Origin of the sequence: Pseudomonas sp. 8O (genome assembly GCF_902506495.1) — a bacterium.
Lineage (GTDB): Bacteria > Pseudomonadota > Gammaproteobacteria > Pseudomonadales > Pseudomonadaceae > Aquipseudomonas > Aquipseudomonas chaetocerotis.
In genome coordinates this window covers 984862-996789 of the sequence record NZ_LR733264.1, presented here as the reverse complement: position 1 = coordinate 996789, position 11928 = coordinate 984862, and the positions used below count along the sequence as shown (strand labels likewise).

Below are 11928 nucleotides of genomic sequence, written 5' to 3'. Positions count from 1 at the left end.
GATCTACTACTCCTTTTGCGCAGAACCGCACGTTGCAGGCTCTGCCAGTACAGGGTCGCTATCAGCTATGCTTTGCAGGCGCCCAGGGATCAGAGACCACGCACGCATTTATGGACATTTCGCTCACCAATCGCCTGTCGTTCAAACAGGCCGGCCTGACCGTCCTGGTGGCGTTTATCCTTGGTACGCTGCTGAGCGTCACCCAGGTGGCGGTCGATTATGCCAGCGAAGAGGCGTCCATCAACCGCGAGATTCGCGCGCTGCTGGAAATCAGCCACAACCCCGCCGCCCGCATCGCCTACAACATCGACGCAGAACTGGCCCAGGAGCTGGTCCTCGGCCTGTTGCGCTCACCCGCGGTGACCCGCGCCGAACTGATCGACAACAGCGGCCTGGCCCTGGCCAGCGTCAGCCGCCCACGTAGCGAAAGCCGTTATCGGGTATTCAGCGACAGCCTGTTCGGCGCTCAGCGGCAGTTCCAGGACCCGCTCCACGTCAGCCATGCGCCCAACGAAGCCCTGGGTTTTCTGCGCCTGGAAGTCGACACCTACGCCTTCGGCAGTCACTTTCTCAGACGTTCACTGCTGACTCTGCTCACCGGTTTCGCGCGCAGCCTGCTGCTGTCGCTGATTCTGCTGGTGCTGTTCTATTTCATGCTGACCAAGCCCCTGACCGGGGTGATTCGTGCACTCAGCGAACGTAACCCGCAGGACCCACAGCACCGCCCCGTGCCCTGCCCCAAGGGCCACGAGCGCGACGAGATCGGCACCCTGGTGGAGGTCACCAACCGCCAGCTGTCGAGCATCGCCCTGGAGATCGAGCAAAGGCGCAACGCCGAAGACCGCCTGACCCAGTACCTGAACGAACTGGAAAACATCGTCTCGGCGCGCACTGCCGAGCTCAAGGCCACCAACGCCCGCCTCAGCCAGTCCAACCGCGAACTGGAGGTGGCGCGCACCACCGCCCTGAACATGGCGCAGGCCCGCTCGGCCTTTCTGGCCAACATGAGCCATGAGATCCGCACGCCGCTCAACGGCCTGCTGGGCATGCTCGCATTGGCCCTGGACGGCCCGCTCAGCGCCGAACAGCGCCAGCAACTGGGCATCGCCCATGACTCTGGAAAGGTGCTGGTGGAACTGCTCAACGACATTCTCGACCTGTCCAAATTCGAAGCAGGCCAGCTCGAACTGGAGGAAATTCCCTTCGACCTCGGCGCCTTGGCCGAGGAAACCGCCAGCCTGCTGTCACAGAATGCCGCTAGCGCGGTAGAGCTGACCTGCCTGATCGATCCGGCACTGCCGACCCAGGTGCTGGGCGACCCGACACGGGTGCGCCAGATCGTCAGCAACCTGCTGTCCAATGCGCTCAAATTCACCCGTTTCGGCCGCGTCGACCTGATCGTCGCCTGCAGTCAGGAAGGCATCAGCATTCGCGTTCGCGACACCGGCATCGGCATCGCAGAAGATGCTCAAGCACGCATTTTCCAGCCCTTCGCCCAGGCCGAAGTGGGCATCACCCGTGAATACGGCGGCACCGGACTCGGCCTGGCGCTGACGCGACGCCTGTGCGAAGCGATGCAAGGCCAGCTTACGCTGCAGTCGAAAGAGGGCTTCGGCAGCGAGTTCTGCGCCCAACTGCCGCTGCCCGCCCATGCTCAAGCCAGCTCACAACCGTCACTACAAGGCCGCATCGTGGCCATGACACCGGCCAGTAGCGGCCTGCAGCAGATGCTCAGCCAGTGGCTGCCAACCTGGGGCCTGAGTTATCAGCGCCTGGATACCGATGCCAGCCTGCACGGTGTGGATGCCGACCTGTTGATCAGCGATTGCCCGGAATGCCTGCTGGGTATGCGCCCGGCGATCAGCACGCCGGTTCTGCTGGTCACCGCCTATGGCAACTTCTTGCCACACGAGCAGGCGCAGCGCCTCATGCCGCTACTGCAGATCGCCCGCCCGCTGGCGCGCAACGGCCTGCTGCAGGTGCTGCGGCATATCCTGCACAGCGAAGACGGCGACCTGCACAGCAGCGCCCAGGCGCAACCCGCGCGGGAAAGTACGGCGCGCGTGCTGCTGGTCGAAGACAACCCGGTCAACCAGATGGTCGCCAAAGGCATGCTGGCCAAGCTCGGCTATCAGGTGCTGATCGCCGCACACGGCGCGGAAGCATTGGAGGTGCTGGAGCAGGAGCCAATCGACCTGATCCTGATGGACTGCAACATGCCGGTGATGGATGGCTACGAAGCCAGCCGACGCATCCGCAGCAATGGCCGCTGGCCGGAGTTGCCCATCGTCGCCCTGACCGCCAATGCGCTGTCCGACGAGCGCGAGCGCTGCCGCGCTGCCGGCATGAACGATTACCTGGCCAAACCCTTCCGCCGTGAAGAGCTGGCAGTCATGCTCGACACCTGGCTGCCCGATGAGGTCAGTCGCTGAGCCGAGCCAGCAGTCGATCCAGGCTGCGCCGCAGCCCTTCCATTTCCAGCAGATCCTGATCGCCGAACTGGCAGAGCAACTGCGCCTTCAGTGGCAGGACCTGAGCCTGCACCGCCCTGCCAGCGTCGCTCAGGGCCAGATGCACCTCGCGTTCATCCGTCTGCGCGCGACGACGCTGCACCAGGCCCATCTGCTCCAGGCGCTTGAGCAGCGGCGTCAGGGTGCCGGAGTCGAGCTGCAAACGCTGCCCAAGCGCCTTGAGCGTCGGTTGCTCGGGCGCCCGCTCCTGCCACTCCCACAGCACCAGCATCGCCAGGTATTGCGGGTAGGTCAGCCCGAGTGCGTCGAGCATCGGCTTGTAGGCACGGATCACCGCACGCGAGGCGGCGTAGAGCTTGAAGCACAGCTGATTGTCCAGCTGCAGCCCGGCGGTATCGAAAGCGCTCATTTCAGCAGGGCTTCGATCTCACTGCTCAATTCTTCAGGCTTGGTGGTCGGGGCGAAGCGCTTGACCACCTTGCCGTCCTCGCCAATCAGAAACTTGGTGAAGTTCCACTTGATACCCTGACTGCCCAGCAGACCCGGTGCGCGCTTCTTCAATTGCACGAACAGCGGATGAGCATCGCTGCCATTGACGTCGACCTTCTTGAACAGCGGGAAGCTGACGCCGAAGTTCAGCTCGCAGAACTCGGAGATCGCACCCTCGTCACCCGGCTCCTGCTTGCCAAACTGGTTGCAGGGGAAACCGAGCACCACCAGGCCCTTGTCCTTGTATTGCTGCCAGACGTTCTCCAGGCCCTTGTACTGCGGGGTGAAGCCACATTTGCTGGCGGTATTGACCACCAGCACAGCCTTGCCGCCGAAGTCGGCCAGAGTCTTCTGCTCGCCCTTGATGGTGGTGACCGGAATATCGAAAAGTGCGTTGCTCATGGGAAGTCGTCCTGAATGGGCCTGAAGTGACGAACAAAGTAGCGAGCAATTAAATTGCATGCAATTTAATAAATGCAAAATAAGGCGCATCGATAGCGCACTATCGTAGGGTGTCGCGGGGCCGCCTAGGCTGTGCGCACCGCGGGGCATTACGATATCGGTCGGTGCGCACGGCGCACCCTACATGGTGGTCGCGCCCAACGCTCGCACCAGAGCCACCAACTGCGGTGCATCGCCCTGAATACGCACCCGCAGGCCATCGATTTCGCGGCGCATCGGGTAGTGCTTGCGCAGGCGGTCGAAGGCGGCGCGACGGGCATCGGCATCGCCGGCCAGGCTGCGGCGAAAATCCGCATCGTCGCGGCGTGGGTCGTACACCGCGCGGCACAGGCTGGCCAAGGCCCAGGCCGGGTCCGCGCTGCCGTCGATGCTCAGCTCGCTCAGCCACGGCGAAGGCAACAGATCGGCCAGACTCACCTGCTCGGCAACGCCCAGTGCCCGGCAGCAGGCCTGGTAGATCTGCGCCGTACCACGCAGCTTGCCGTCCAGGCTATAGCCGGCAATATGTGGCGTAGCGAGCTGGCACATGGCAGCCAACTCGACATCGACCTGCGGCTCGCCTTCCCAGACATCCAGCACCACCTTCAGATCAGGCCGCTGCGGCAACAGGCTGCGCAGCGCGGTGTTGTCCACCACAGCACCACGGCTGGCGTTGATCAACCAGGTTCCTGGCTTCAATGCCGCCAGGCGAGTCGCACCGAACAGATGCCGCGTCGAAGCGTCCAGCGGCGTGTGCAGGCTGATCACATCGCACTCGTCGATGATCTGCTCCAGGCTGACGAAGTCGCCGCCCTCGGCAGCCTGACGCGGCGGATCGCACACGCGCACCTGCCAGCCCAGCCCCTCTAACAGAGTGACCAGACGCCCGCCGACCTGCCCCGCACCAACCACACCGTAAACGCGCGCCGCCGGGTTTACGCCCTCGCGCTCGGCCAGGGTCAGCACGCTGCCCAGCACGTAATCCACCACGCCACGAGCATTGCAACCGGGGGCACTGCTCCAGGCGATGCCGGCTTCGGCGAAGTAATCGAGATCCAGGTGGTCGGTGCCGATGGTACAGGTGCCGACGAAACGCACCCGGCTGCCTTCGAGCAAGGCGCGGTTCACTTGCGTCACCGAGCGCACCAGCAGCAGGTCGGCATCACGCACATCGGCCGCTGTGATGCCGCGCCCGGGCAAGCGGCGAATGCTGCCGAACGCAGCGAAGAACTCATCGAGCAGGGGAATGTTCTCGTCGGCGACTATGTGCATGGCAGGCTCCATCGGGCAGGCTTCCATTCTAAGTCAGCCGACACCTCAGCGTCGCCTCGAGAGCCGCCAGACAGAGGCACAGATCGCGCTTTCCTGACCGACACGTCAAGGCGTAGACTACGCGGTTTCCTGCCATCCCGAAGAGTCGAAATGTCTACCGACACCCGCCTTGGCCGCGTGCGCACGGAACTGCGCAGCCTGCTCATCCTGGCCACGCCCATCATCATCGCCCAACTGGCGCATACCGCCATGGGCTTCGTCGATACGCTGATGGCCGGGCGCGTGAGCCCGCAGGATCTGGCCGCCGTGGCATTGGGCAATTCGATCTGGGTGCCGGTCTTCCTGCTGATGACCGGCATCCTGCTGGCCACCACACCCAAGGTCGCGCAGCGCTTCGGCGCTGGCGCAGAGGCCGAAATCGGCCCGCTGGTGCGCCAGGCACTCTGGCTGGCGCTGGCCGTCGGCGGCAGCGCCGCGACCCTGCTGTGGAACGCCGAATTCATCCTGCGCGCCATGAACATCGACCCGGAGCTGATCACCCCCGCCATGGGTTACCTGCGCGCGGTCGCCTGCGGCTTCCCGGCAGTGGCGCTGTATCACGTACTGCGCTGTTTCAGTGATGGTCTCGGCCACACCAGCCCGGCCATGGTGCTGGGCATTCTCGGCCTGCTGCTGAACATTCCCGCCAACTACATCTTCATCTACGGCAAGTTCGGCCTGCCGGCCATGGGCGGTGTCGGCTGCGGCTGGGCAACCGCGCTGGTGATGGGCTTCATGCTGATCGGCATGCTGGTCTGGGTGAAATGGGCGCCCTACTACCGCGCCAGCTCGCTGTTCACCCGCTTCGAATGGCCGCAGTGGACGGTGATCAAACGCCTACTGAGCATTGGCGTGCCAATCGGTATCGCGGTATTTGCCGAATCGAGCATCTTCGCGGTGATCGCCCTGCTGATCGGCGGCCTCGGCGCCACCGTGGTCGCCGGGCACCAGATCGCCCTGAACTTCAGCTCCATGGTGTTCATGATTCCCTACTCGCTGGCCATGGCCGCCACCGTGCGCGTCGGCCAGGCGCTGGGCCGTGGTCAGCCGCGCGAGGCGCGCTTCGCTGCCGGGGTAAGCATGGCGGCGGCGCTGGGCTACGCCTGCGTATCGGCCAGCCTGATGTTCCTGCTGCGCGAACAGATCGCGCAGATCTACACCCCGGACAAGACGGTGATCTCCGTGGCGGCAACGCTGATCGTCTATTCGGCGCTGTTCCAGTTCTCCGATGCCATCCAGGTGACCGCCGCAGGCGCGCTGCGTGGCTACCAGGACACGCGCATCACCATGCTGCTGACGCTATTCGCCTACTGGGGCATCGGTCTGCCGGTGGGTTATGCGCTGGGGCTGTCCGACCTGTTCGGCGAACCCAGTGGCCCCAGCGGCCTTTGGCAGGGCCTGGTGGTCGGCTTGACCTGCGCCGCCGCGATGCTCACCGTTCGCCTGGCGCGCAGCGCGCGCAAGCGCATTCGCCGGGCTGCCTGAGTGATTGGATAGGCAGGAAATCAGCTCTAGACTGAGCGCATGATTCGACCTGCCCTGCTCCTCTGCTTCCTTCTGCTCGCTGGCTGTGGCCCAGCTAACGATGGCCTGGCCCTGCAGAGCGATTACCTCGAACGCCTGCAGCGCTCGCTCGATGCGCCGGACGTCAGCTCGCTGAACAGTCGCAGTATCAGTCAGTACCGCCTGCCCGCCAGGCGCGAGCGAACCTCGGACATCCCCGAACTGCGTATCGGCCTGCTCGATCTGGTCATCGACGCGCGGCGCTGTCCGCACCTGCAGCAGTTGATCAGCCAGCGCAATAGCAGCCTGGGCAAGCAGCTGATGCCCAGCCAACGGCTGGGCTATGAAGGCGATCTGCTGCGCGCCATCGAAGACTGCCTGCCCCATCTGCAGGACGACTCCAGCCTGAAGGCCACGCTGCAGCGTCTGGCCAGCGACAAGCGTCAGCAACTGCCTGCAGTGTTCTGGAATGCGCTCAACGGCAGCCCTGAGTTCGAAGACTACCTGCGCTTCGCCGACCAGGCCTTGCCGGTGGACACGCAGGAAGACAGCGCCGCACTGGACGCACTGCAGCGGCTGGCCAGCATCGGCGCCGCCCTACCCGCGCAGCTACCGCCGAGCGCCGATCAGCTGGAGCCGCTGTTCTTCGCCCTCTACGCCAGCGAGCAAGGCGGCCAGTTGATCACCAGCCTGGCCAGCCTGCGCCACAACCTCGACGCCGGCAGCGAACTGCTGGAGCAACGCCAGCAGAACCGCCCACTTTGCCCGCTGGGCCAGGCGACGCCGCGCGGGCGCATCCTGCAGAACATCTTCATCAAGTTCTACGCTGGCGGCCTGCAGCCTTATCTGGCTCAGGTCGATCAGCGTGGCCAGCAGTGGCAGGCGGCGCTGCTGCAATTGCAGCGCATCGACGGTATTCCCACCGCCACCCGCGAGCACCTGCAGAGACTGGCCGGCGAGCAGGATTCGTTATGGCAGGATTTCCGCATAGCCACGGCGCGTCACGTCAAGGCCTGGCAGGCGCTACTGAACAGCTGCGGCCTGGCGCCGGGACAGGCGGGATGGAACGACGCGGAAGACGCTGGAACCCCGTAGGGTGCGCCACGCGCACCTATCACCACGGGCAAAAACAGATCAAGGCACAGCACTGGTGCGCACGGCGCACCCTACATGCAGCATGCGCTGCCTAATCGGTCTTCTTGCGAATCCAGTACAGGTAGGTGCCGTCCTCCTCGGCCTGACCGAGCAGTTCGTGGCCGAGAAACACGCAGAACTTGGGAATGTCACGGCGGGTCGACGGATCGGTAGCGATCACCTTGAGCAGGCCGCCCGGCGACAGGTCGCGCACCTTGTTGTGCAACATCATCACCGGTTCCGGGCAATTCAGGCCGCTGGCATCGAGCAGGTCATCGTGATTGAGGGTCAGGGCTTCGGACATAAGGGGCTCCACATACAGGCGCGCATTGTCGCGCAAAGCTGACCTTCAGGTCACCTGCGCGCACAGTCCGGAGACCTAACAGGCTGTTGAAAAACCACCTCGGCTTTGGCCTCCTGCTTCGCTCTACCCCCTGCATCCATGCAGTCGTCGCCTACGTTTTTCAACGGCCTGCTACGCGCAGATCATCATTTGCCATGCCGACGCAGGTGGCAGGTCACTTCCTCACGGTCGTGATACAGCTGCTTGCAGCCGATGCTGACCTTCAGACCCCGCTCGACCAGCCCCGACTCGATGCGATCGAGCAGGCGCCGCACTTCGGCGTAACGCTGCTTCATCGGCAACTTGAGGTTGACCACCGCCTCGCGGCACAGCCCCTCGCCCAGCCAGGTTTCGATCATCGCCGCCGTACGCGCCGGCTTCTCGACGATGTCGCAGACCATCCAGTGCACCGGATGACGCGGTCGGAAGGTGAAACCATCGGCGCGCTGGTGCACGACGAAACCCGAGTACATCAGGCTTTCGGCCATCGGCCCGTTGTCCACGGCGGTAACGCGGATCTCCCGATTGACCAGCTGCCACGTCCAGCCGCCCGGTGCAGCGCCCAGGTCCACGGCGGTCATGCCCGGCGCCAGGCGCTGATCCCACTGCTCGCGCGGAATGAAATGGTGCCAGGCCTCCTCCAGCTTGAGCGTGGAGCGGCTCGGCGCCTCGCGCGGAAACTTCAGACGTGGAATGCCCATCGGCCACATTGCCTGGTTGTCCGCCTCGGCGATGCCGGCGAACACCTCGCGACCGCTCTTGAAGGTCAGCAGCAGGCGCGGCTTCTTGGCATCGTCCACCAGCTTGCCGGCCTTGAGCAGCGCCTTGCGCAGCGGCGCCTCGAACTTCTTGCAGAAGGTCGAGAGCTCCTTGCCGTCGTTGGTATCCACCACTTCCAGCCACAGGCTGCCGCACACCGGATAATCAGCAAGCGCCTCCAGCAACACGCTGATACGGTCACTCTCCGGCAGGCTGACGTAGGCCCCGCGCGCCCATTGCCGCGGGAAGATCATCTGATTGAAACGCACGCTGCGCATCAGCCGCTCGCAATCGGCCGCCTCGCTGCAGACGAACTCGGCGCACGCGCTGCCGGGCTTGGTCTTGGAGTAGCCTGGTACGTCCAGGCGTGCGGCGAGGTCGGTGATCTCGGCGCAAACCTCCCCTTCGAAACCGGGGCGGCAATGCAGAAACAGGGTATTCATCAAAGGGTCTCCTTGGGGTGCACATGATACCCGAGAGCGGAACCCCGAGCCGCTAAACCTGTCCAGCTACATATGCGCTGCCTACAGATACGGAGCCACCAGCCATCGCGTTTCGATCAGGCCCGGCCACCCAGAACAGGCAGCGTATAGCGACCGATAAAGGAAATGCGCTAGCCAGACTGCCCAAGCCGAACTAGCTTGAAAGTCTGCCGCCATCAGACACAGCCCGAACCGTGCGGGCCCAAGGAGATGTGCAATGCCCTCCCTCGATAGCCTGAACTGCCGCCGCGAACTGAAAGTCGGCGACGCCACCTACCACTACTTCAGCCTGCCCGAGGCCGCCCAGCGCCTCGGCAACATCGACCGCCTGCCCAAGTCGCTCAAGGTCCTGCTGGAAAACCTGCTGCGCAACGAAGACGGCCAGACTGTGCAGCCGCAGGATCTGCAAGCCATGGTCGACTGGCTCGACCAGCGCGCCTCCGACCGCGAGATCCAGTACCGCCCGGCGCGCGTATTGATGCAGGACTTCACCGGCGTACCGGCGGTGGTCGACCTGGCCGCCATGCGCGACGCCATGGCCAAGGCCGGCGGCGACCCACAGCGGATCAACCCGCTGTCGCCGGTGGATCTGGTCATCGACCATTCGGTAATGGTCGACCGCTACGCCTCCTCCAGCGCCTTCCATGACAACGTCGAACTGGAAATGCAGCGCAACGGCGAGCGCTACGCCTTTCTGCGCTGGGGCCAGCACGCTTTCGACAACTTCAGCGTGGTGCCGCCGGGCACCGGCATCTGCCACCAGGTCAACCTGGAGTACCTGGCGCGCACCGTGTGGACCAAGGAGGAAGACGGCGTCACCCTCGCCTACCCCGACACCCTGGTCGGCACCGACTCGCACACCACCATGATCAACGGCCTCGGCGTGCTCGGCTGGGGCGTCGGCGGCATCGAGGCGGAAGCGGCCATGCTCGGCCAGCCGGTGTCGATGCTGATTCCCGAAGTGATCGGCTTCAAGCTCAGCGGCAGGCTCAAGGAAGGCATCACCGCCACCGACCTGGTGCTGACCGTCACTCAGATGCTGCGCAAGAAGGGCGTGGTGGGCAAATTCGTCGAGTTCTACGGCGACGGCCTGGCCGACCTGCCGCTGGCCGACCGCGCCACCATCGCCAACATGGCCCCGGAATACGGCGCCACCTGCGGCTTCTTCCCGGTGGACGACATCACCCTCGGTTACCTGCGCCTGTCTGGACGCCCGGACGCCACCGTGCAACTGGTCGAGGCCTACAGCAAGGCCCAGGGCCTGTGGCGCGAGCCAGGCGAAGAGCCACTGTTCACCGACAGCCTGAGCCTGGACATGGGCAGCGTCGAAGCCAGCCTGGCCGGGCCCAAGCGCCCGCAGGATCGTGTCTCACTGGGCCAGGTCAGCCAGGCCTTCGACGACTTCGTCGGCCTGCAGCTCAAGCCCACCGCAAAGGAAGAGGGTCGCTTGCTCAGCGAAGGCGGCGGCGGTACCGCCGTCGGCGGCGACAAGCAGAGCGGTGAAGTCGACTATGAGGACGACGGCCATACCCATCGCCTGAAAGACGGCGCCGTGGTGATCGCCGCCATCACCTCCTGCACCAACACCTCCAACCCCAGCGTGATGATGGCCGCCGGCCTGCTGGCCAAGAAGGCGGTGGAGAAAGGCCTGCAGCGCCAGCCCTGGGTGAAGAGCTCGCTGGCCCCCGGCTCCAAGGTGGTCACCGAATACTTCAATGCCGCTGGCCTGACGCCCTATCTGGAGGAGCTCGGCTTCGACCTGGTGGGCTACGGCTGCACCACCTGCATCGGCAACTCCGGCCCGCTGCGCGAGCCCATCGAGAAAGCCATCACCCAGGCCGACCTGACCGTCGCCTCGGTGCTCTCCGGTAACCGCAACTTCGAGGGCCGCGTGCATCCACTGGTGAAAACCAACTGGCTGGCCTCACCCCCTCTGGTCGTAGCCTACGCCCTGGCCGGCAGCGTGCGCCTCGACCTGACGAGCGACGCCCTCGGCACCGGCAAGGACGGTCAACCGGTCTATCTGAAGGACATCTGGCCGACTCAGGCCGAGATCACCCAGGCCATCGCCCAGGTGAACACCGCCATGTTCCGCAAGGAATACGCCGAAGTCTTCGCCGGCGATGAAAAATGGCAGGCCATCGACGTGCCCAAGGCCGACACCTACGCCTGGCAGGGCGACTCCACCTATATCCAGCACCCGCCGTTCTTCGAGGACATCGCCGGCGATCCGCCACGTATCACCGATATCCGCCAGGCGCGCATCCTCGCCCTGCTCGGCGACTCGGTGACCACCGACCACATCTCCCCGGCCGGCAACATCAAGGCCGACAGCCCGGCCGGGCGCTATCTGCGCGATAACGGCGTGGCCCAGGCCGACTTCAACTCCTACGGCTCACGCCGGGGCAACCACGAAGTGATGATGCGCGGCACCTTCGCCAACATCCGCATCCGCAATGAAATGCTCGGCGGCGAAGAAGGCGGCAACACCCTGCACGTGCCCAGCGGCGAGAAGCTGGCGATCTATGACGCGGCCATGCGTTACCAGGCCGAAGGCACGCCGCTGCTGATCATCGCCGGCAAGGAATACGGCACCGGCTCCAGCCGCGACTGGGCGGCCAAGGGCACCAACCTGCTGGGGGTCAAGGCGGTGATCGCCGAAAGCTTCGAGCGCATCCACCGCTCCAACCTGGTGGGCATGGGCGTGCTGCCGCTGCAGTTCAAACCCGGTATCGACCGCACCAGCCTGAAACTGACCGGCAAGGAAGTGCTGGCCATCGAAGGGCTGGAAAGCGTCGAGCTGCGCCCGCAGATGCCACTGACGCTGATCATCACCCGTGAAGACGGCACGCATGAGGAAGTCGAAGTGCTGTGCCGCATCGACACCCTCAACGAGGTCGAGTACTTCAAGGTCGGCGGCATCCTGCACTACGTGCTGCGCCAGATGATCGCCAACTGATGCACCTGCCCTGCCGCCACTGGCGGCAGGGCCTCC

General features: G+C 64.7%; 9 protein-coding genes. 4 read left to right on the top strand and 5 right to left on the bottom strand.

Annotation, left to right across the window (positions count from 1 at the left end; genetic code table 11):
* Nucleotides 1-110 precede the first annotated feature (110 nt).
* Nucleotides 111-2432 (top strand): response regulator, encoded by a 2322-nt coding sequence (locus GV002_RS07295; RefSeq protein ID WP_160017712.1) that lies wholly within the window; start codon nucleotides 111-113, stop codon nucleotides 2430-2432.
* Here GV002_RS07295 and GV002_RS07290 read toward each other — a convergent pair.
* The 3 genes from GV002_RS07290 to pdxB all read right to left on the bottom strand — a co-directional run bounded on the left by GV002_RS07290 (nucleotide 2422) and on the right by pdxB (nucleotide 4673).
* Nucleotides 2422-2880: a MarR family winged helix-turn-helix transcriptional regulator gene (locus GV002_RS07290; protein WP_160017711.1), complete on the bottom strand. Its 459-nt coding sequence runs from the start codon at nucleotides 2878-2880 to the stop codon at nucleotides 2422-2424. The genes GV002_RS07295 and GV002_RS07290 overlap by 11 nt on opposite strands.
* Complete coding sequence (locus GV002_RS07285; protein ID WP_021490593.1) at nucleotides 2877-3362, bottom strand: glutathione peroxidase; 486 nt, start codon at nucleotides 3360-3362, stop codon at nucleotides 2877-2879. Before GV002_RS07285 ends, GV002_RS07290 begins: the two co-directional genes overlap by 4 nt.
* A 180-nt stretch (nucleotides 3363-3542) precedes the next feature.
* A complete protein-coding gene (gene pdxB, locus GV002_RS07280) occupies nucleotides 3543-4673 on the bottom strand; it encodes a 4-phosphoerythronate dehydrogenase PdxB (RefSeq protein WP_160017710.1) in 1131 nt (376 codons plus the stop codon).
* A 150-nt stretch (nucleotides 4674-4823) separates the two neighbouring features.
* On the opposite strand from pdxB, the gene GV002_RS07275 reads away from it, so the two are divergent.
* Together GV002_RS07275 and GV002_RS07270 are read left to right on the top strand one after the other, a co-directional pair.
* The gene (locus tag GV002_RS07275; RefSeq protein WP_160017709.1) at nucleotides 4824-6197 is read left to right on the top strand and encodes an MATE family efflux transporter; all 1374 of its coding nucleotides are present in this window, start codon (nucleotides 4824-4826) and stop codon (nucleotides 6195-6197) included.
* 39 nt (nucleotides 6198-6236) lie between these two features.
* Complete coding sequence (locus tag GV002_RS07270; protein ID WP_160017708.1) at nucleotides 6237-7310, top strand: DUF3080 domain-containing protein; 1074 nt, start codon at nucleotides 6237-6239, stop codon at nucleotides 7308-7310.
* Between the two features lie 91 nt (nucleotides 7311-7401).
* On the opposite strand, the gene tusA is transcribed toward GV002_RS07270, so the two are convergent.
* Entirely contained in the window at nucleotides 7402-7653 is a 252-nt protein-coding gene (gene tusA / locus GV002_RS07265; protein WP_037050659.1) for a sulfurtransferase TusA, read from the bottom strand.
* 185 nt (nucleotides 7654-7838) lie between these two features.
* Nucleotides 7839-8894, bottom strand: coding sequence for a 23S rRNA (cytidine(2498)-2'-O)-methyltransferase RlmM (gene rlmM, locus GV002_RS07260; protein ID WP_160017707.1), 1056 nt, complete (start codon nucleotides 8892-8894; stop codon nucleotides 7839-7841).
* Nucleotides 8895-9150: 256 nt separating this feature from the next.
* Between rlmM and acnA the strand changes: the two genes are divergently transcribed.
* Nucleotides 9151-11892 carry an aconitate hydratase AcnA gene (gene acnA, locus GV002_RS07255; protein WP_160017706.1) on the top strand — a complete coding sequence of 914 codons (2742 nt, stop codon included), beginning with the start codon at nucleotides 9151-9153 and terminating at the stop codon, nucleotides 11890-11892.
* Nucleotides 11893-11928 lie beyond the last annotated feature (36 nt).

Bases quoted from the DNA above. Each gene is read 5' to 3' on its own strand.
- pdxB (WP_160017710.1), bottom strand. From the start codon at position 4,673: ATGCACATAGTCGCCGACGAGAACATTCCCCTGCTCGATGAGTTCTTC.
- tusA (WP_037050659.1), bottom strand. From the start codon at position 7,653: ATGTCCGAAGCCCTGACCCTCAATCACGATGACCTGCTCGATGCCAGC.
- GV002_RS07295 (WP_160017712.1), top strand. From the start codon at position 111: ATGGACATTTCGCTCACCAATCGCCTGTCGTTCAAACAGGCCGGCCTG.
- rlmM (WP_160017707.1), bottom strand. From the start codon at position 8,894: ATGAATACCCTGTTTCTGCATTGCCGCCCCGGTTTCGAAGGGGAGGTT.
- GV002_RS07285 (WP_021490593.1), bottom strand. From the start codon at position 3,362: ATGAGCAACGCACTTTTCGATATTCCGGTCACCACCATCAAGGGCGAG.
- GV002_RS07290 (WP_160017711.1), bottom strand. From the start codon at position 2,880: ATGAGCGCTTTCGATACCGCCGGGCTGCAGCTGGACAATCAGCTGTGC.
- GV002_RS07270 (WP_160017708.1), top strand. From the start codon at position 6,237: ATGATTCGACCTGCCCTGCTCCTCTGCTTCCTTCTGCTCGCTGGCTGT.
- GV002_RS07275 (WP_160017709.1), top strand. From the start codon at position 4,824: ATGTCTACCGACACCCGCCTTGGCCGCGTGCGCACGGAACTGCGCAGC.
- acnA (WP_160017706.1), top strand. From the start codon at position 9,151: ATGCCCTCCCTCGATAGCCTGAACTGCCGCCGCGAACTGAAAGTCGGC.